An 18,325-nucleotide genomic window follows, 5' to 3' on the forward strand; every position below is an offset into this window, starting at 1 on the left:
TATTCCCCCGGTCATTATAACCGGCTACCCTGAGGTAGATAATGGCACAGCATTGTGTAATAAATCCCATTGGCCCAGGCGTTTTTTATTTTATAGTTTATCAGCCGGAGAGGTACAGGAAGGCGTCTGTGCCGGTAATGTTATTTAATGACGGGTCTGTGCCGATGACATTATGCGTCTTCGCAGCAACGTTGGCGTCAGAAGCAATCGTCAATTGTCAGGCATGCAATTGCAAAAAACCTCGGTGACAACAGAGGGCTTTTGCATAGACATCAACCCTGGCGGTTCGCTACCCGGACGAAGAGACGCGACTTAAGCTTTCAGAAACGCCCGCATCCATCATTGAAGCGCCGCCTGAGGCTGGCGCTGACCTGAACCTGGCGGCATCCCGCACCGGTGACATGCCGAACAGGCGTGCATATTCACGGCTGAATTGTGAGGCGCTTTCATACCCAACGGTAAATGCGATTGCGGCGGCGTCCTGAGGATCGAACAACAGCAACCAACGGGCCCTAAGCAGGCGCAGACGCTTCTGGTATTGAATCGGCGTCATGGCGGTGATGGATTTGAAGTGACGATAGAAAGCCGCGACGCTCATATCGGACATTGCCGCGAGCGACTCGACGCGGAATGGTTCGGTGTAGTGCTCCCGGATCCACAGGGTGGCGCGTCGAATCTGCGACAAACGGCCTTCGGGGCGGGCGATTTCGCGCAGCATACCTCCCAGCGGCCCTTGCAGTACCCGAAACAAAATTTCCCGCTCGATCATGGGGGCAAGGATCGCGGCTTCTCGCGGGCGATTGATAAGTCTCATCATACGCAACCATGCATCAATCATTTCAGCAGGCGCGGTCACCGCGGAAAAGCCCCCCGTGTTTGGACGCGCATCCGCTTCGGACTCACCAGCGAGCAACGTGGCGATGACCTTGACATCAAGGGCCAGGCCGATCGCAAGATAGGGCTGCCCCGGTCCGCTCGAATGGATCTCGCCGGTGGCGGGTACATCCACGGGGACGAGAAAATAGGTCGCCGCTGCATAATCCAAAACCTGATCCCCAATGGAGAGCGTCTTGGAGCCCTGTAGAACCAAGTGCAGCATGGGCTGATAAACCCGATCCGCGCACGCCTCGGCCCGCACCATGGTCACGTGCGATAGGCCGGTATCTGTCCACGTGTTTCCTGCACGCATAACGATGCTGCGCAGCTCATCCATTGCATTGTTCATGCAATTGACTATGGGGTAAACCCGATGGCAAAGCAAGCGGAGTGAGAAAATCAGGCAAGGATGAGAGAAGAACTGGCACGCCGCTGGCCGGCTGTTGACCCTATGCTATTGGCAAGCGGGTGTTGCGTCCGGATCTCTGAGATCTGACCACCTTCACCCCCGCGAGCCATTCCTCAACGGCATAAAAGGTAATTATATGAAACTTAATGGCAAAATTGCGGTTGTCAGCGGCGCATCAAAAGGCATCGGCGCCGGCATTGCCAAAGCGTTTGGCGCGGCGGGCGTGACGGTCGTCGTAAACTATGCGTCAAGCAAGGACGAGGCCGACGCGGTTGTCGCGCAGATTCAGGCGCAGGGCGGCACCGCAGTCTCTATTCAGGCGGATATGAGCAAGGCACGCGACGTCATACGCTTGTTCGATACGGTCAGAGCGGACTACGGTAGGCTGGATATTCTGGTAAATAACGCTGGGGTCGCGGTGTTTCAAATGATTGAAGACCTTACGGAGGAAGCCTTCCATCAGCAGTTTAATATCAATGTGCTGGGGTATCTACTGGCTGTTCGTGAAGCGGTAAAGCATTTCGGCAAATCAGGGGGCAGCATCATCAATATCAGCTCCATCCTCAGCACCGACCCTTATCTTGCATCCAGTGTTTATTCAGCCACCAAAGGGGCGGTCGATACCCTGACCCTGGCGTTGGCCAGGGAGTTGGGCCCCCGTGGGATCAGGGTCAATGCCATTCTGCCCGGCCACACCAATACGCCTGCGACGAAAGGTCATTTTGCGGGCGAACTGGGGGAAAAACTTATTGCCGGAACGCCTTTGGGCCGTTTCGGCGAGCCGGAAGACATTGCGCCCGTTGCGGTGTTCCTGGCGTCCGATGATGCACATTGGGTAACAGGCGAATACATTAGGGCCGCGGGCGGAGTGCGAGGCGTGGGTTACTGATCAACGCGGATTGCCGCCCGCGCCTGCGCTTTAACGGGTCTCGCCAAGCCGGTTGCCGCTTTGCGTATCAAACAAATGCAGGCTTTCCGCCTTGGTTTCCAGCCAGAGCGGTTGCCCGGGCTGGCACAGGATCCGGCCGGCAAATTGGACATGCAGCGGGAAACCGCCCCAGTCTACGTGCAGCAGGCTGGTCTCGCCGGTTACCTCCATCACGCGCAACGTGGCGGCGGGCTGTTCCGAAGCATCAAGGCGCAAGAAATCATGCGGACGAATGCCAAGCGTCACCGGCGCGCCGCCCTGAAGCTTTGCCGCAGCGTGCCATTTTGCCGGCAGCGGGAACCACAGTGCGCCACAGCTTACGCCCGCAATCCCATCGCGTGTCTCAACCTTCCCTTCCAGCAGGTTCATCGGCGGCGAGCCGATAAAACGCGCCACGAAGGTATTGGCCGGCCGATCGTAAATTTCCAGAGGCCTGCCTTGCTGAACGATATTGCCTTCCTTCATCACCACAATTTGATCGGCCAGGGTCATGGCCTCCACCTGGTCATGGGTAACATATACCGTGGTGGTTTTGAGCTGCTGATGCAGCGATTTAATCTCGGCGCGCAGCTCCATGCGCAACTGGGCATCCAGATTGGACAACGGCTCGTCAAAAAGGAATACCCGCGGATTGCGCACCATGGCGCGGCCCATGGCCACACGTTGGCGCTGCCCGCCGGACAGCGCCTTCGGCAGCCGCCGCAACAGGCGTTCGATACCCAGCATGCGGGCGACTTGCTCGACTTTGCTTTGCTGTTCCTGGCGCGGTACTTTTTTTACCTGCATATGAAACGCCAGGTTTTCCGCGACCGTCAAATGCGGGTAAAGCGCATAGCTTTGGAACACCATGGCGATATCCCGATCCGCCGGATCCAGGTCGTTGATACGCTGTTTATCAATAAAGATATCGCCGTCGGAGACGGTATCGAGCCCGGCCAGCAGGCGCAGCAGGGTGGATTTGCCGCAGCCGGAGGGGCCGACTAACACCGTAAAGCTGCCGTCGGGGATGGTGAGATCCAGCGGATTAAGCACGGTATGTTTGCCATAACGTTTGGCGATCTTGACGAGTTCGACGCTGGCCATGGATTATTCCTCACCGGCAAGGGATTGAAGGGATGCCCGGTCAGGATACTGACGCGGCGAGCTGCCTATGGCCTGCCCGGCGACACGAATGCCCCAGCGCAGCGCCTGGCGGCGGTTATAACCGTACAGCAGGGCGCTGAGAAAACCGGCGTTAAAACTGTCGCCGGCGCCGATGGTATCTTTGATTTCGACCTGCTCGGCGGCGTGGGAAAATTCCCCCTGCCTCTCATATACCGTGGCACCCAACGCGCCCCGCTTGATGACGCAGGCGCCGCCGGGCGTGAGCTGCGCCGCCAGCGTTTTTCCGGCCAGCGCCAGATCGCCGCTGTCCGCCAGGCCCAGCGTTTCCACTTCATTCAATAATAAATAGTCACAGTAACCGAGCCAGCGGGCGATATCCCTACGCAGGCGCTCGTTCCAGCCGTCGGGGGGCCAGCCGGTATCCACCGCCACCTGAAAACCGCGGCGGCGCAGCGTAGCCAACAGCTCCGGATACTCCTTTAGCAGCCGCAGGCAGAGAAAGGTGCCGCATAATAAGACGATATCCCCCGGCGTCGCCTGCGGCGGCAGCTGCATCAGCACGTCTTGCCGCGTCAGGCGCACGATATGTCCCTGGTTGCTGAAAAAGGTGCGTTCGTTATCAGGATGGGTCAGGCCCACCGTCAGCGAGGTTTCGCAGGCATAACGCGGCCAGAAGGGCGCGCTGGCGGTAAAATAACCCGCCAGCCAGGAAGAAAAATGATCGTCTCCCTGATTGGCCACCGCCCGGTGCGGCGTGCCGAGCGCCGCCAGCGCCAGCGCGCAGTTGCCGGCCGAGCCGCCGGGCCGCATGGCGCTGTGTTCCAGCATCGCCTCGGTTCCGCGGGCGGGCCAATGGTGCAGGGTGCCCATAATCAGGTCGATATTGATATTGCCCACCACATACAGCGTGGCGTCGATCGCGGATGTTGTCATGAAGGTATCCAGTTCGTCCCTTTTTTAGCCCTTGCTGCCGCCGCTGGTTAAACCGCTGACCAGGGATTTTTGCAGCCAGATGGCGATAAACAGCGGCGGTACCGAGGCCAGGATGCCGACGGCGGCGATAAGCCCGTCGTCCGTGGCCCGGCCGGCGGTAAACCCGGCGATAGTGACCGGCAGCGTTTGCGCCTGGATATTGTTGGTAAATAGCAAGGCATAGAAAAATTCATCCCAGGCCAGCAGCCAGCCAAACACCGCCGAGGCGGCCACGGCCGGTTTGGCCAGTGGCAGGGTAATGCGCAACAGCACCTGCCAAAAACGCAGGCCGTCGAGGCGCGCCGCCTGTTCGATATCCAGCGGCAGCGCGTCGAACTGGTTTTTCAGCATCCAGGTCAGAAAAGGCAGGATCAGCGAACAGTACACCAACACCAGTCCCAGATGCGTATTCAGTAACGACAACTGCTGCAAAACAAAATACAGCGGCAGGACAAACGCCACCGGCGGCACCATATAAATAGCCAGGCTGCCCATCAACCAGCCCTCACGGCCGGGATAGCGGGAAAAACTGAACGCCGCCGGCACGGCCAGCAGCAGCGAAATCAGCGTCGCGCCGGTGGCAATCACCATACTGTTGGCCAGCGCGTGCAGGAAAAGCGCGCCCGGCTGGCCCGGCGCCAGCGATAGCAGGCGGGCGTAGCGGCTGAAGTCCCATTGTCGCGGCAGCCATTCCAGCGGGATGCGGGCTAAATCAGCCGCCGAGCTGACGCTCATTAAAAACAGCCACAGCATGGGCGCCAGTATGGTTATCGCCAGCAGCGCCGCCGCCGCGTAGCGTAAAACAATGCGGATCCTGCGTTTCATGATTCTATTCCCCGGCGGCGCTGACGGGACAGCATCAGCATGTAAACGGCAATCAAAATCCCGCACAGAATGGTCATCAGGATGGCATAGGCGGCGCCGCTGCCGGCGCGCAGGTAGCTGAACGATTCCTGATAGACGAAAAAGCTCAGGGTCTTGGTGCTGTCCACCGGGCCGCCCCGGGTCATGACATAAATAATGTCGAAGATCTTAAAGGCGTCGATGGTGCGTAAGATCAGCGCCACGCCAAGTGGAGCCAGGATGGCCGGCAGGGTGATGGCGCGAAATCGCCGCCAGGCGGAGGCGCCGTCGATACGCGCGGCCTCGAACAGATCGTCCGGGATCGATTGCAGCGCCGCCAGGGTCAGCAGCGTCACCAGCGGGTAGTTTTTCCAGATATCGGCAATCATCACCGCGTTCATCGCCGAGTCGGGGGAGCCGAGCCAACTGCGGTAACGATCGATGACACCGGTTTGTGTCAGCAACGCGTTGACGCTGCCGTAATCGGGATTGAAATTAAGCCGCCACATCATGGCGTTAACGATGGTCGGCAGCGCCCAGGGCAGGATTACCAGCACCCGCAGCAGGCCGCGGCCGTAAAATTTCTGGTTCAGCAGCAGGGCCACCAGTACGCCGATAACGCCTTCAAAGGCCACCGACACCAGGGTAAAATAAAGCGTGCGCGCCAGCGCCGCCAGAAAGTCCGGGTCGGTCAGCGCATACAGATAGTTGGCGAAACCCACGTAAGCGGGCACGGCGCCGCCGCCAATCAGCGCGGCGTCGGTAAAGCTGAGCCACAGGGTCCGGCCCAGCGGCCAGGCGGTCAGCAAAAACATCATCACCAGCATGGGCGCCAGCAGCACCCATGCCTGACGACGCTCACGTTGCGGCAAACTGAGCATGGCTAAATCCTTAACGCAAACGTTCCGCGCCTTTCGTCGCCGCCTGCATGGCCGCTTCCGGCGTAGCCTGGTTCTGCAACACCTGCTGCAGGTTTTGCTGCAGCACGTTGGACAACTGCGAATAGGCGGGAATGGCCGGGCGGGACAACATGACATTCAGGGATTGTTTCGCGGCGGCGATTAACGGCTCCTGACCTTGCTGCACCTTGGGGTCATCATAGGAGGATTTCCAGATGGGCAGGCTCAGGCGCGAATATTTATCCTGTACCGGCTGCGAGGTGATATAGCTGATATATTGCCATGCCTGCTCGGGATGCTGGCTGGCCTTGGCAATGCCCAGGCCCATCGAGCCGTTGACCGCCGAAACGCCGCCGGCCTGCGCGCCCGGTGCCGGCACTATGCCGACGTCGCCGGCCACTTTACTCTGTTTCGGGTCGTTGGCCATGTTGTACATATAGGTCCAGTTGAGCGCGAAGGCCGCGTCGCCGTTGGAGAACGCCTTGCGCACATCTTCTTCCAGGTATTCGCGCGAGTTGGGATTGGTCAGGCCCTTATCCAGCGTTTCCTTCATATAATTTACCGCTTGCAACGAGCCCGGGTTGCTGAAATTCAGCTTGCCCGCGGTAAAGAAGTCGCCCTTAAAGGCCGATACCAGCGTGGTGTAATCACAAATCAGCGCTTCCGCCTGCGACCAGCTCCAGACCAGCGGATACTTCACGATGCCCTTTTGCTTTAAAATCTCGGACTGCTGCTCCACCTGCTGCCAGGTCTGCGGCGGCGTGGTGATGCCGGCTTTGCTCAACATCGCCTTGTTGTAATACAGGTATTTGGTGTCGAGGATCCAGGGCAGGCCCCAAACCTTATCCTGATAGGTAACGGTGCTCATGGCGCCGGGGAAAATCTTTTTGCTGTCGTCGGCGTTAATCCGTGCCGTGACATCCTGTAATAGGCCGAATTTGGTAAATTCCGCCGGCCAGATGGCGTCGAACAGCACCACATCGTACCCATTGCCGCCCGCGCCGCGCGCCGCGACGATTTTGTCGTGCAGGGCTTCGTAGGGTACAAATTCCAGGTTGACGTCGATATCCGGATGCTGCTGGGTGAAATCGGTGGTCATGGCGCGGATATCGTTTTCGCTGTAGGCGGCCTGGGTCATGAACAGCGCGTTGATTTGGGTTTTCGCCTGGGCCTGTGCCGGGAGCCCCAGCGCGAGGACCGACAACGCGCAGAGCGTCAGGGCGGGGTAGAAGGTCTTTATGTTCATGCTCTCTCCGGGATCAGATGGTTTGCGTGTGGGTAATTAAATCAATTTGATTGCTTTAATAGACGAAAGCAATGCTTAACTTCTCAGCTTGTGATCGCTATCGCGCCACATTCTCTTAACATACCTGGCAACAATTGCCGCTATCCTGCAGAGAAACTTGCAATAGCCATGCCGAAAACACTGCCCGGGAATTAATAAATCAATTTGATTGCTCTATAACAAGCACACATACTGGCGCCACAGGCAGTGAGGGGTATGGACTCATGAGAACATCAGGTACCAATTTGGAACATGCCAGGGCGCACAACCGGCGCGTGGTTATCGAGGCCATTCGGTTAAACGGCGAGTTGACGCGGGCGGAATTGGCGCGCCTGACGGCGCTGACGCCGCAGACCGTATCCAATATCGCGGCCGAGCTCGGCCAGGCCGGCATTCTCTCCTCCCATGCGCCACGCCATGTCGGCGGCCGCGGCCAGCCGGCGGTACCCATGACCCTGAATCCGGACAGCGCTTATTCGATAGGCATTCATCTCGATCACCAGACCCTGCTGATGGTCTTGGTCGATCTTACCGGCAATGTCCGCTTCCGGCGCCTTTGCCTGGTGCAAAAGCCCCAGCCCGGTGCAACGCTTGCGCTGATCAAAGAGCTGCTGGCGGAGATGAAGCAGCAGGCGCCGGTCGACTGGGGCAAAATGCTGGGGATCGGGGTGGTGATGCCGGGGCCCTTTGGCGTCGAGGGCCTATCGTCCGAAGGACCCACCACCCTGCACGGCTGGGAACATGTCGATGTGGTGGCGGAATTGACGACGGCAACCGGCCTGCCGGTGACCCTGGAGAACGACGCTACGGTGGCCGCCATCGGCGAGCGGTTCCACGGCATTGCCAAGCAGCTGGATTCGTTTATCTATCTTTATATCGGCACTGGCCTGGGCGCGGGCATTTTCACCGACGGCCATATTTACACCGGCCATGCGCATAATGCCGGCGAGGTCGGTCACATGGTGGTGCAGCCCGGCGGGCGCCTGTGCTCCTGCGGCAATCATGGCTGCCTGGAACGCTATTTATCCCTGCAATCGGCTTATGAGGCCTGTGGGCTGGATCCCATGATCGCCATGCCCGGGGACCTGCTGCACGTGGAACACGCCCGCTTTGACCGCTGGATCGACGCGGTCCTGCCGGCAACCCGGCAGGCAATCAATATCCTCGAATGCATTTTCGACGCCGAAGCGGTGATTATCGGCGGCCAAATGCCACAGCCGCTGGTGGAAAAAATTGTCGGGCGCCTGCATCCGCTGCTGCGCTCGGTGCGCAGCAAATACAGCGACGGCCACCGCGTCAGGATTGGGCTGAACGGTACCGACACCGCCGCGCTGGGCGCCGCGGCGCTGCCGATATTCGATGAGTTTAATCCGCAATACGAGGTGCTGCTGAAATAACCGGGGCGGCGCCCCGGTGGTCGATCAATGCAGGATCTGGGACAGGAAGGCGCGGGTGCGCTCTGATTTCGGCTGGGTGAAAAACTCGTCCGGCGCGGATTGCTCGACGATCTCCCCGCGATCCATAAAGATCACCCGATCGGCGACGGTACGGGCAAAGCCCATTTCATGCGTCACGCACAGCATGGTCATGCCGTCATTGGCCAGGCCGATCATGGTATCGAGCACTTCCTTGACCATTTCCGGATCCAGCGCCGAGGTGGGTTCGTCAAACAACATGATTTTCGGCTTCATGCATAACGAACGGGCGATAGCCACCCGCTGCTGCTGGCCGCCGGACAGCTGGCCGGGGAATTTATGCGCGTGCTCGGCAATCCGCACCCGCTGCAGATAATGCATGGCCAGCTCCTCGGCCTCTTTTTTCGGCATCTTGCGCACCCAAATGGGCGCCAGGGTGCAGTTCTGCAGCACCGTCAGGTGCGGGAACAGGTTGAAATGCTGGAACACCATGCCCACTTCAGTACGCACGCGTTCGATATTGCGCAGATCGTCATTCAAAAGGGTACCGTCCACCACGATGGTGCCCCGCTGATGCTCTTCCAGATGGTTAATACAACGGATGGTGGTGGACTTGCCCGAACCTGAAGGGCCGCACAGCACGATGCGTTCGCCGGCTTTTACCTGCAAATTGATATCTTTCAATACATGGAACTGACCGAACCACTTATTGACGTTTTCCAGTGTAATCATCAAACGGTCAGACTGGATGGCGTTATTGTCGCTCATTATGTACCTCAATGGGTGGAGGAATGCCCGGTTTGAAAGCGCCTTTCCAAATGTTGGCTATAGCGGGACATGCTAAAACAAAAAATCCAGTAGACTGCCGCGGCGAAGACATACCCTTCCGTCGACATCCCGAGCCAGGCCGGGTCGACCGTGGCCTGCTGCACGCTGCTGAACAAATCGAATAAACCGATAATCACCACCAGGCTGGTATCCTTAAACAGCGCAATGATGGTGTTGACCAGGCCGGGAATCACCATTTTCAGGGCTTGCGGCAGGATCACCAGCCCCTGGGTTTTCCAATAACCCAGCGCCAGCGATTCGGCCGCCTCGTACTGGCCCTTGGGCAAGGCCTGCAGGCCGCCGCGCACCACTTCCGCCACGTAGGCCGACTGGAACATGATCACCCCTACCAGCGCCCGGATAAGCTTATCGATATTGGTCCCTTCCGACAGGAACAGCGGCAGCATGACCGACGACATGAACAACACGGTGATCAGCGGCACGCCGCGCCAGAACTCGATAAATATGATGCAAAACCATTGCACCACCGGCATTTTCGACCGCCGGCCCAGCGCCAGCAGCACGCCCAGGGGCAGCGCGCCCGCAATGCCCACCGCCGCGATGATGAGCGTCAGGGTCAACCCGCCCCATTGACGGGTTTCCACCCGGGATAAACCGAAAAAGCCGCCATACAGCATCACCCAGGTAAAAATGGGGAACAACACCGCCCAGCAGGCAATATAACGTCCGCGACGCGGCATGCCTTTCCAGAACATCGGCAGCAGGCTCAGCAATCCGACCACCAGGGTCAGGTTAATGCGCCAGCGCTGGTCGAAGGGGTACAGGCCATACATGAACTGGCCGAAGCGGGCGTGGATAAAGACCCAGCAGGCGCCGTCGCGGGTGCAGTCGGCGCGGGTGGTGCCCACCCAATTGGCTTGCAATATCAGCCAGTTGAACATGGGCGGGATAATAATCCACAGCAGCCACAGGCAAAACAGGGTCAGCAGGCTATTGGACAGGCTGGAAAACAGGTTCTGGCGTATCCAAAGCATAGCCAGTGCCAGCCGGCTGCGCGACGCTATCGCTACGGGTTCATGGGGATTGATTGTCATGGTCATGAAGGTCTCTTAGCGCTCAACCAATGCTTTACGCCGGTTGTAAATGTTCATTAAGAACGAAATCCCCAAACTGATAACCAGATAGACCGACATGGTGATGGCGATGGTTTCAATCGCCTGGCCGGTCTGGTTGAGCACCGACCCGGCAAATAGCGAGACCATATCCGGGTAACCTATGGCGGCCGCCAGCGAGGAGTTCTTGACGATATTCAGGTACTGGCTGGTCAGGGGTGGGATAATCACGCGCATCGCCTGCGGCAGGATAACCTGGTTTAACGTGACCGGATTAGGCAGCCCCAGCGAACGGGCCGCTTCATGCTGGCCGAAGGGTACCGACTGGATGCCGGAGCGAATGACTTCGGCGATAAAGGTGGAGGTATAAACCGAAAGGGCCAGCGTCAGGGCGGCTAGTTCGGGGATAAGCACCATGCCGCCGCGAAAGTTAAACCCGCGCAATTGCGGCAAATCCCAATGGAGGGCCGCGCCGAATAGCCACTGCGCGCCGGCGGGCAGCGCAATCAACAGCAGGACAATCCAGGGCCAGCTGCGGCGCAGTTCGCCGGTGGCCATCTGGTGGCGGCGGTTAATGCGAAACAGGATAACCGACGCCAGGATGGCGGCAACCAGCGCAACCAGGGTGGCGGCCGCGCCTTCGCCCATCATCGGGGTGGGCATATAAAGGCCGCGGTTGCTGAGAAAGGCCACGTCAAAGGCATTAACCGCCTGGCGCGGACCGGGCAGGTTGCGCAGCACGGCGAAATACCAGAAAAAGATTTGCAGCAGCGGCGGAATATTACGAAAAGTCTCGATATAGATGGTCGACAGTTTACGTAACAGCCAGTTTTCCGACAGTCGCGACAGGCCGATAAAAAAGCCGAGCAGGGAAGCGAACACGATACAGAGCGCGGAGACGAGCAATGTATTGAGGAGCCCGACGATAAACACCCGTCCGTAGGTATCGCCCTGTTCGAAAGGAATAAGATGCTGCACGATGCCGAAACCGGCGGCGTCATGCAGGAAACCAAAGCCGGACGTGATGCCGCGGTTGCTGAGATTAGTCAGCGTGTTGTGCAGGATATAGCCGCCAAAGGCTACCACCATCACCACGGCCAGTATCTGGTAGACCCAGGCGCGAACCGCAGGGTTGGTCAACGAAAAGGCACCTTTTACGGTTTGGCGTTGTTGCATGCGCAAAGCCTCAGTATAAATTTATCTGCTGGAAAAGCGCCGGCGGACTACGCCGGCGCTCTCGCACTGTGGCTGGTATTAACGTACCGGCGGCGCGTACTGGATGCCGCCCTGATTCCATAATGCATTCAGGCCGCGCTTGATTTTAAGCTCGCTGCCGGCGCCGACGTTACGATCGAAAATTTCGCCGTAATTCCCTACTTGTTTAACGATTTTGTATGCCCAATCGTTAGGCAGCTTCAGCTGTTCGCCGAAGTTACCTTCTTTACCCAGCAGATGGGCCATATCGGGTGTTGCCGGCGAGGCCGCCAGCTGATCGACGTTTTTCGAGGTCACGCCCATTTCTTCGGCATCGAGCATGGCGAACAGCGACCATTTGACAATGGTGAACCAATCTTCATCACCGCGACGCACCACCGGTCCCAACGGCTCTTTGGAAATCACTTCAGGCAGTACGACATAATCGTCGGGCTTGCCCAGCTTGATACGCAGCGCGTAGAGCTGTGACTGGTCGGAAGAGAGGGTGTCGCAGCGGCCGGACTCGAGCGCCTTGGCGCTTTCGTCGGAACGATCGAAGGTCACCGGGGTAAATTGCATTTTATTGGCTTTGAAATAATCCGCTACGTTCAGCTCGGTATCGGTACCGGCCTGGATACAGACGGTAGCGCCGTCGAGATCCTTGGCGCTTTTCAGTCCGGCCTTGGTATGGGTCAGGAAGCCGATACCGTCATAATAGTTCACGCCGGCGAACACCATGCCCATGGACGCATCGCGGGACGAGGTCCAGGTCGTGTTGCGCGACAGGATATCCACTTCCCCGGATTGCAGCGCGGTAAAACGCTCTTTTGCCGTCAAGGGCGTGTATTTGACCTTGGTATCGTCGCCGAAGACGGCAGCGGCGACGGCGCGGCAGACGTCCACGTCGATACCGGTAAATTTACCGCTGGCATCGGCATAAGAAAAGCCGGGCAAACCGTCACTGATACCGCATTGCACAAAACCTTTTTTCTTTACCGCGTCCAACGTCGCGCCTGCATGTGCCTGATTGGCTATCGCAAAAAGGGTGGCTGCGGCAACCAAGGTGGAAATCATCATTTTTTTCATAAAGCATCCTGTGAGGCAGAAAATTAAAGCCAGTGGTTTTGATGCACTTTCGCTGCGCATCCATCCTGTCTGTTGGCATAGTGCCAGTTACCTCTATAGCAAAGGGGATGCCAATCTGGCAGTTGCTTGCCTGGCGGGTGAACTCACACTTTATTAACAGCCGCGCCGCGCCAAAACGGGACAGTTATGCACAAATATAGTGCAGTGATTCGGCGGACGCACCACTATGACGCCCCGGGTTCCGTTATCTGGGAGCGGGTTGGCAAAAATTGTTGTCGAACCGCCTTGATTGGGCGCATGGGATGCGGGCGCAACATCGCCTTGGGTGCAGTCATTGCACCTTAAAAATTCATTTGATAATTAAAGCTTGCGCGGCGGGGGGTTTTATGAGTAAATAGCGTCAACGGTTTGTAGTACAGACCTATTTATGTAAGTCATTTTAGTAAAGTTGTTCAAGTAAAAGCGATAGCAGACCATCACTTCTTCGACGAATTTCCTTCTTAAGTGCCCATAAGTAAGTAATCCCTGGCAAACAGACCTATTCACCACGCCACATTGTGGCACAAATAATTATGAAGGAAGTATCTATGTCTGACAAAATGACTGGTATCGTTAAATGGTTTGACGCTGGTAAAGGTTTCGGCTTCATCACTCCTGCTGACGGCAGCAAAGACGTGTTCGTACACTTCTCTGCCATCCAGAGCAATGATTTCAAAACCCTTGACGAAGGTCAGCGCGTTGAATTCACCATTGAAAGCGGCCAGAAAGGCCCGTCTGCTGCCAACGTTGTTGCTCTGTAATTTAATTACTCAGCCATAACCACGCAGAAGCAGGTTACCGGACATTCTTAAACGAATAGCCCTTTGGTCGCGCGGCGCAGCCGCCAGAAAATCCAAAGCATCCGGAACCTGACAATGAATTAAAGAGCCTCGACATCGTCGGGGCTTTTTTTCGTCCCCAGAATCCACCGCTTGAGCAAAACCTGTTTTGTCGCTTGACTTAGAGCGCGCTCTAACCCTTAGCATGGGTAAGGTCGGGACGAAATAAGGACAGATATGAAGATCGGTGATATAGCAAAAAAAACCGGGCTGACAGCCCATACCCTGCGCTATTACGAACGCATTGGATTGCTGCCGTATGCCCGGAGGGATGATGCCGGACAGCGTTATTACGACCGCGCCATCCTGCCCTGGATTGCCTTTTTGCAGCGGTTGAAAACGACCGGCATGCCGATACGCGATATGTTGCGCTATGCCGCCCTGCGCGACGGCGGCACGGCAACCCTACCCGATCGCCGGCGCCTGCTGGAGGCGCATCGCCAAAAGGTACGGGCGCATATCACGGAACTGCAATCCTCACTGCTCGTCCTCGACGCTAAAATCGCCGGTTATACCGATGCCAACGTTACCGAGGAATAATGTATGACGATACAGAATATAACCCTATCCAGACTGGAACAGGGTAAAAAAGCCTTAGCCGCTATCGACGGCAGCGCCGGAGAAAACGTGATTGACGCCTTAGCCGATATCGCGCCCGATTTCGCGCGTTATCTGCTTGAGTTTCCGTTTGGCGATATTTATTCACGTCCCGGGCTTGACCTGCGCGCGCGTGAAATCGCCACCATCGCCGCGCTAACGGCGATGGGCAACTGCGCGCCGCAGTTGAACGTCCATATCCAGGCCGGCCTGAACGTAGGGTTAACGCGTGAGGAGATCACCGAAATCATTATGCAGATGGCGATATACGCGGGCTTCCCGGCGGCGTTGAATGGGCTGTTTGTGGCGAAAGCGGTGTTTAATCCATCCTGATATCCCCGTATCGTTGCCGATCGCTTAGTCCTGCGGGAGGCGGATGAAGTAACACTGCGCAATGGCGGGTACAGTGAGTGATAAGCCTATGCGTAAATTATATCCGGGCAAGATAGAAACGGCCGGCAGCAGGCTGCGGCGCGAGCGGGCGTACCTGGAAACGCTGCGGCAGCAGGGTAGCGCGCCGATAGCCATGTCCCCGGCATCGCCGGATCTGCCGGTGAAGATGGGCTGACCGCCTGGCTGGAGGGCACATGTTGTGATGGAAACGGCAAAACAGATTAATACGGGTAATGAGTGCGCATGGATTGTTAAAAAAAATAGGTTGCTACCGGTAATAATGGTTTCCTTTTTTTTAGAGATGGCGCCATGTCCTTTCTTGATACCCCTCGCTTTTCTGTCTGGCTGGCAGTCGGCGTGTCCCTGTTCACCTTGATCCTATGGTGCCTGATGCCCACCGACATATTGGTGCATCTGGTCGAAGAGGGGCAGCTGGTGGAAAACCTGACTCTGGTGGGATACGGCATCGCCGTCCTGTCGCTGGCGCTGCTGCCCCTGCCGCTATGCCGGCGGCGCACCCGTGTCGCCGTCATCGTGGCCCTGCTGGCGATGATGGCGCGCGAGGCGGACCTGCATAAATATATCGATCATATGAGCATGCTTAAACTGCGCTTCTGGACCGGTTCCCTGCCCACGCTTGATAAGCTGTACGCCGTGCTGTCGCTGGTGCCTATTGTCGTTGCCTGCCTGTATCTGCTGGTCAGGCATGCGTTGCCTGTTTTGCGCGCGGTGCGCATGGGCAAAGCCCATGCGGTGACCATCGCCACTTTTGTGTTCCTGATTGGGCTGACCAACATTATCGACCGTTCCCTGGGCATGATTAAGGGCACTTTCGGCTGGCACGCGCCTGAATGGCTGGTGGCGTTGCAAACCTCGCAGGAAGAATTTCTGGAGCTGTCGCTGCCGTTCCTGGCGTTGGTGGCGGCAATACAGTATCGACGCGCAATGGCAAGAAGCCTGGCGGCGCTGCCGGCCGGACGCGGCCAATGGGTTAAATAGCCGACGGCAGGGCAATAAAAAGGCGTTATTGGTTGCCCAATAACGCCTTTATTTTTATTCAGTTAGCAGTGGTATTAGTTCATACCATACTTTTTCAATTTCTTACGCAGTGTACCGCGGTTAATGCCCATCATCAGGGCCGCGCGGGTTTGGTTGCCACGGGTGTATTGCATGACCATGTCCAACAGTGGCTGTTCTACTTCAGCCAGTACCAGCTCATACACATCATTTACATCCTGACCGTTTAATTGAGCAAAATAGTTCTTCAGTGCTTGTTTCACCGAGTCCCGCAGCGGTTTTTGAGTTACCTGATCCTGAGAGTTAACGGTGGAAACGGTCAGTACGTCAGAATTTACGCGTTGTTCGAACATAGTTCTGTCAGCTCTTTTTTCTATTACGCAAGATTTTCAAAATATGCCTTCAACGCCTCCAGCTGTTCGCCGGCATCCTCAATGGCGTTGAATGTGCGCCTAAACTGGTTGTCGGGGGCATGCTCCTGCAGATACCAGGAGACGTGCTTACGAGCAATGCGGAATCCTTTGCCTGGACCATAAAAGTCGTGCAGTTCCCGTACATGCTCTATCAACAAACGCTTCACCTCGCCTAACGGCGGCGGCGGCAGCAGCTCCCCCGTATCCAGATAATGCTGGATTTCCCGGAAGATCCAGGGTCTTCCCTGAGCGGCGCGTCCTATCATCAGGGCGTCGGCCCCGGTGTAGTCAAGCACCGCTCTGGCTTTATGCGGGTCAGTAATGTCGCCATTCGCGATAACCGGAATGGTAACAGACTGCTTAACTGCCCGAATACTGTCGTACTCCGCGTTGCCGTTGAACAAGCAGGCGCGGGTTCGGCCATGTATTGTGATGGCCTGTATACCACAATCTTCGGCCAATTGGGCAATTTCTACACAATTTCGGTGTTCCGGCGACCAGCCCGTGCGTATTTTCAGCATCACCGGCACGTCCACCGCCTTTACCACGGTCAGCAGGATCTGTTTCACCAGATCCGGAAACTGCAGCAAGGCGGAGCCCGCCATTTTCCGGTTAACCTTCTTGGCGGGGCAACCCATGTTGATATCAATCAGCTGCGCGCCGTTTGCCACGTTAATGACGGCGGCGGCGGCCATATCAGCAGGATCGCATCCGGCAATCTGCACGGCCCGGATACCGGGTTCATCACTATGTACCATACGTAGACGGGACTTATCCGTGCGCCATACCTCAGGATTCGAGGAAAGCATCTCGGAAAAGGTCAACCCCGCTCCCATCGCATGACAGAGTGCTCTGAATGGGCGGTCTGTCACTCCGGCCATCGGGGCGGCTATCAGGCGATTATCGAGCTGCAGGTGTCCAATACGCATAGACAAAGAGAGACCATACTGTGTCCGCAAGGGCGCGTATATTACGCATTTTTTTCGTCAGATGAAAGGCCAAACTTTGAACAATCCGCTGTTATAGATCAATGAAATTGTTCTTTGCATGTCATCTTTCGAATTTTTCACAATAAAAACAAAAAGTTGTAGCTGAAAAATATTTGGTGCGGTCGCGATTTTTTCCTGAATCGCTCCCGCCCCGTCCCCGTCCCCGTCCCCGTCCCCGTCCCCGTCCCCGTCCCCGGCGACGCGGCGGGACGCGCTTGCCGCCGGATTAGCGGCGGCGGCCGGTTATCCGGCACCACTCGTCCTTTTCCGCCACCGGGTCGAGCGAAAACGCGTCGGCGTAAGCCGCCTTGACGTTTTCCGCCTGGCTTGCCAGGATGCCCGACAGGCCGAGATAGCCGCCCGGTTTCGGCAGGAGGGAGATAAGCGGCGCCAGTTCGCGCAGGGGGCCGGCCAGGATATTCGCCACCACCACGTCGGCGCTCAGGTCGTCGGGTTTGTCATGCGACAAATACAGGTCGAGCCGATCGCCCACCGCATTGCGTTGGGCGTTGTCACGGCTGGCCTGGATGGCCTGCGGATCGATATCAATGCCGATGGCGTGCGCCGCGCCCAGTTTCAACGCCGCGATGGCCAGGATGCCGGAACCGCAGCCAAAATCGATTACCGTTTTACCCGCCAGGTCCAAACCGTCCAGCCATTGCAGGCAAAGGGCGGTGGTGGGATGGGTGCCGGTGCCGAAGGCCAGGCCGGGGTCGAGCATGACGTTTACCGCCGTGGCGTCCGGCACCGGGCGCCAGCTGGGGCAGATCCACAGCCGTTCGCCAAAGCGCATGGGGTGGAAATTATCCATCCATTCGCGTTCCCAGTCCTTATCTTCCAACTGCTCGATTTTAGGATGGAAATCCTGTCCCAGCAGGGCATGGCCCGATAAGGCGTCTATAAGCGCCGCTATGTCGATATCGGCCGCAAAAAGGCCTATGACATCGGTATCGCCCCATAACCGCGTCTCGCCCGGCAGCGGCTCGAATACCGGGTTGTCGTGGGTATCCTGAAAGGTGACCGATACCGCGCCGCATTCCATCAGCGCGTCGCTGAGTTCCTCGGCGTTGGCGCCGGTGGTGTTGATCTTCATTTGAATCCAGGGCATCTGTTGCTCCCAATAAAA

Annotated in this window: 20 protein-coding genes; 7 read left to right on the forward strand and 13 right to left on the reverse strand. The window is 57.4% G+C overall.

Annotated features, from left to right (window positions below; translation table 11 throughout):
* Positions 1-289 precede the first annotated feature (289 nt).
* Positions 290-1,213 (reverse strand): AraC family transcriptional regulator N-terminal domain-containing protein, encoded by a 924-nt coding sequence (locus ACL2XN_RS20375; RefSeq protein WP_410013294.1) that lies wholly within the window; start codon positions 1,211-1,213, stop codon positions 290-292.
* Between the two features lie 208 nt (positions 1,214-1,421).
* Here ACL2XN_RS20375 and ACL2XN_RS20380 point away from each other — a divergent pair, with 208 nt between their 5' ends.
* Positions 1,422-2,174 carry an SDR family NAD(P)-dependent oxidoreductase gene (locus ACL2XN_RS20380; protein WP_413729344.1) on the forward strand — a complete coding sequence of 251 codons (753 nt, stop codon included), beginning with the start codon at positions 1,422-1,424 and terminating at the stop codon, positions 2,172-2,174.
* A 30-nt stretch (positions 2,175-2,204) separates the two neighbouring features.
* Here the strand turns inward: ACL2XN_RS20380 and ACL2XN_RS20385 are convergent, their stop codons facing one another.
* Genes ACL2XN_RS20385 through ACL2XN_RS20405 form a run of 5 tightly spaced genes read right to left on the reverse strand, consistent with a single transcriptional unit; the run spans position 2,205 to position 7,277 of the window.
* Positions 2,205-3,296 (reverse strand): ABC transporter ATP-binding protein, encoded by a 1,092-nt coding sequence (locus ACL2XN_RS20385; RefSeq protein WP_410013296.1) that lies wholly within the window; start codon positions 3,294-3,296, stop codon positions 2,205-2,207.
* Positions 3,297-3,299: 3 nt separating this feature from the next.
* Complete coding sequence (locus ACL2XN_RS20390) at positions 3,300-4,250, reverse strand: carbohydrate kinase family protein (RefSeq protein ID WP_413721553.1); 951 nt, start codon at positions 4,248-4,250, stop codon at positions 3,300-3,302.
* Between the two features lie 24 nt (positions 4,251-4,274).
* Positions 4,275-5,114 carry a carbohydrate ABC transporter permease gene (locus ACL2XN_RS20395; RefSeq protein ID WP_410013298.1) on the reverse strand — a complete coding sequence of 280 codons (840 nt, stop codon included), beginning with the start codon at positions 5,112-5,114 and terminating at the stop codon, positions 4,275-4,277.
* Positions 5,111-6,013, reverse strand: coding sequence for a carbohydrate ABC transporter permease (locus tag ACL2XN_RS20400; RefSeq protein WP_410013299.1), 903 nt, complete (start codon positions 6,011-6,013; stop codon positions 5,111-5,113). The genes ACL2XN_RS20395 and ACL2XN_RS20400 overlap by 4 nt, the downstream gene beginning before the upstream one ends.
* Positions 6,014-6,023: 10 nt before the next feature.
* Positions 6,024-7,277 carry an extracellular solute-binding protein gene (locus tag ACL2XN_RS20405; RefSeq protein WP_413729345.1) on the reverse strand — a complete coding sequence of 418 codons (1,254 nt, stop codon included), beginning with the start codon at positions 7,275-7,277 and terminating at the stop codon, positions 6,024-6,026.
* 263 nt (positions 7,278-7,540) lie between these two features.
* Between ACL2XN_RS20405 and ACL2XN_RS20410 the strand changes: the two genes are divergently transcribed.
* Positions 7,541-8,713, forward strand: coding sequence for an ROK family protein (locus tag ACL2XN_RS20410; protein WP_410013301.1), 1,173 nt, complete (start codon positions 7,541-7,543; stop codon positions 8,711-8,713).
* Positions 8,714-8,737: 24 nt separating this feature from the next.
* Here ACL2XN_RS20410 and ACL2XN_RS20415 read toward each other — a convergent pair whose 3' ends face one another.
* From ACL2XN_RS20415 to ACL2XN_RS20430, 4 genes are all read right to left on the reverse strand, one after another.
* Positions 8,738-9,499, reverse strand: a complete 762-nt coding sequence (locus tag ACL2XN_RS20415; RefSeq protein ID WP_410013302.1) for an amino acid ABC transporter ATP-binding protein — start codon at positions 9,497-9,499, stop codon at positions 8,738-8,740.
* A gap of 8 nt (positions 9,500-9,507) precedes the next feature.
* Positions 9,508-10,614 carry an amino acid ABC transporter permease gene (locus tag ACL2XN_RS20420; protein WP_410016718.1) on the reverse strand — a complete coding sequence of 369 codons (1,107 nt, stop codon included), beginning with the start codon at positions 10,612-10,614 and terminating at the stop codon, positions 9,508-9,510.
* 15 nt (positions 10,615-10,629) lie between these two features.
* On the reverse strand, positions 10,630-11,808 hold the full coding sequence (locus tag ACL2XN_RS20425) for an amino acid ABC transporter permease (RefSeq protein WP_413729346.1): 1,179 nt from the start codon (positions 11,806-11,808) through the stop codon (positions 10,630-10,632).
* Positions 11,809-11,886: 78 nt separating this feature from the next.
* The gene (locus ACL2XN_RS20430) at positions 11,887-12,912 is read right to left on the reverse strand and encodes an amino acid ABC transporter substrate-binding protein (protein WP_410013304.1); all 1,026 of its coding nucleotides are present in this window, start codon (positions 12,910-12,912) and stop codon (positions 11,887-11,889) included.
* A gap of 587 nt (positions 12,913-13,499) precedes the next feature.
* Between ACL2XN_RS20430 and cspA the strand changes: the two genes are divergently transcribed.
* The 5 genes from cspA (at position 13,500) to ACL2XN_RS20455 (ending at position 15,779) form a co-directional block, all read left to right on the forward strand.
* Positions 13,500-13,712, forward strand: a complete 213-nt coding sequence (gene cspA, locus ACL2XN_RS20435) for an RNA chaperone/antiterminator CspA (protein WP_410013305.1) — start codon at positions 13,500-13,502, stop codon at positions 13,710-13,712.
* A 255-nt stretch (positions 13,713-13,967) separates the two neighbouring features.
* A complete protein-coding gene (locus ACL2XN_RS20440) occupies positions 13,968-14,330 on the forward strand; it encodes a MerR family transcriptional regulator (RefSeq protein WP_410013306.1) in 363 nt (120 codons plus the stop codon).
* 18 nt (positions 14,331-14,348) lie between these two features.
* Complete coding sequence (locus ACL2XN_RS20445; RefSeq protein WP_410016719.1) at positions 14,349-14,720, forward strand: carboxymuconolactone decarboxylase family protein; 372 nt, start codon at positions 14,349-14,351, stop codon at positions 14,718-14,720.
* 88 nt (positions 14,721-14,808) lie between these two features.
* Positions 14,809-14,955, forward strand: a complete 147-nt coding sequence (locus ACL2XN_RS20450; protein WP_410013307.1) for a hypothetical protein — start codon at positions 14,809-14,811, stop codon at positions 14,953-14,955.
* Positions 14,956-15,089: 134 nt separating this feature from the next.
* Positions 15,090-15,779 carry a hypothetical protein gene (locus ACL2XN_RS20455; protein ID WP_410013308.1) on the forward strand — a complete coding sequence of 230 codons (690 nt, stop codon included), beginning with the start codon at positions 15,090-15,092 and terminating at the stop codon, positions 15,777-15,779.
* A 74-nt stretch (positions 15,780-15,853) separates the two neighbouring features.
* On the opposite strand, the gene fis is transcribed toward ACL2XN_RS20455, so the two are convergent.
* From fis to prmA, 3 genes are all read right to left on the reverse strand, one after another.
* On the reverse strand, positions 15,854-16,150 hold the full coding sequence (gene fis / locus ACL2XN_RS20460) for a DNA-binding transcriptional regulator Fis (protein ID WP_410013309.1): 297 nt from the start codon (positions 16,148-16,150) through the stop codon (positions 15,854-15,856).
* Positions 16,151-16,173: 23 nt separating this feature from the next.
* Positions 16,174-17,139, reverse strand: a complete 966-nt coding sequence (gene dusB, locus ACL2XN_RS20465) for a tRNA dihydrouridine synthase DusB (RefSeq protein ID WP_410013310.1) — start codon at positions 17,137-17,139, stop codon at positions 16,174-16,176.
* 286 nt (positions 17,140-17,425) lie between these two features.
* Positions 17,426-18,307, reverse strand: coding sequence for a 50S ribosomal protein L11 methyltransferase (prmA, locus tag ACL2XN_RS20470; RefSeq protein ID WP_413727608.1), 882 nt, complete (start codon positions 18,305-18,307; stop codon positions 17,426-17,428).
* Positions 18,308-18,325: the final 18 nt, after the last annotated feature.

This window comes from Sodalis sp. RH22, assembly GCF_047324165.1.
Lineage (GTDB): Bacteria > Pseudomonadota > Gammaproteobacteria > Enterobacterales > Enterobacteriaceae > Acerihabitans.

Coding starts and splice junctions, on each gene's coding strand:
- cspA (WP_410013305.1), top strand. CDS start 13,500: ATGTCTGACAAAATGACTGGTATCGTTAAATGGTTTGACGCTGGTAAA.
- ACL2XN_RS20405 (WP_413729345.1), bottom strand. CDS start 7,277: ATGAACATAAAGACCTTCTACCCCGCCCTGACGCTCTGCGCGTTGTCG.
- ACL2XN_RS20450 (WP_410013307.1), top strand. CDS start 14,809: ATGCGTAAATTATATCCGGGCAAGATAGAAACGGCCGGCAGCAGGCTG.
- ACL2XN_RS20415 (WP_410013302.1), bottom strand. CDS start 9,499: ATGAGCGACAATAACGCCATCCAGTCTGACCGTTTGATGATTACACTG.
- ACL2XN_RS20380 (WP_413729344.1), top strand. CDS start 1,422: ATGAAACTTAATGGCAAAATTGCGGTTGTCAGCGGCGCATCAAAAGGC.
- ACL2XN_RS20385 (WP_410013296.1), bottom strand. CDS start 3,296: ATGGCCAGCGTCGAACTCGTCAAGATCGCCAAACGTTATGGCAAACAT.
- ACL2XN_RS20455 (WP_410013308.1), top strand. CDS start 15,090: ATGTCCTTTCTTGATACCCCTCGCTTTTCTGTCTGGCTGGCAGTCGGC.
- ACL2XN_RS20440 (WP_410013306.1), top strand. CDS start 13,968: ATGAAGATCGGTGATATAGCAAAAAAAACCGGGCTGACAGCCCATACC.
- ACL2XN_RS20395 (WP_410013298.1), bottom strand. CDS start 5,114: ATGAAACGCAGGATCCGCATTGTTTTACGCTACGCGGCGGCGGCGCTG.
- ACL2XN_RS20420 (WP_410016718.1), bottom strand. CDS start 10,614: ATGACAATCAATCCCCATGAACCCGTAGCGATAGCGTCGCGCAGCCGG.
- ACL2XN_RS20430 (WP_410013304.1), bottom strand. CDS start 12,912: ATGAAAAAAATGATGATTTCCACCTTGGTTGCCGCAGCCACCCTTTTT.
- prmA (WP_413727608.1), bottom strand. CDS start 18,307: ATGCCCTGGATTCAAATGAAGATCAACACCACCGGCGCCAACGCCGAG.
- ACL2XN_RS20375 (WP_410013294.1), bottom strand. CDS start 1,213: ATGGATGAGCTGCGCAGCATCGTTATGCGTGCAGGAAACACGTGGACA.
- dusB (WP_410013310.1), bottom strand. CDS start 17,139: ATGCGTATTGGACACCTGCAGCTCGATAATCGCCTGATAGCCGCCCCG.
- ACL2XN_RS20400 (WP_410013299.1), bottom strand. CDS start 6,013: ATGCTCAGTTTGCCGCAACGTGAGCGTCGTCAGGCATGGGTGCTGCTG.
- fis (WP_410013309.1), bottom strand. CDS start 16,150: ATGTTCGAACAACGCGTAAATTCTGACGTACTGACCGTTTCCACCGTT.
- ACL2XN_RS20390 (WP_413721553.1), bottom strand. CDS start 4,250: ATGACAACATCCGCGATCGACGCCACGCTGTATGTGGTGGGCAATATC.
- ACL2XN_RS20410 (WP_410013301.1), top strand. CDS start 7,541: ATGAGAACATCAGGTACCAATTTGGAACATGCCAGGGCGCACAACCGG.
- ACL2XN_RS20425 (WP_413729346.1), bottom strand. CDS start 11,808: ATGCAACAACGCCAAACCGTAAAAGGTGCCTTTTCGTTGACCAACCCT.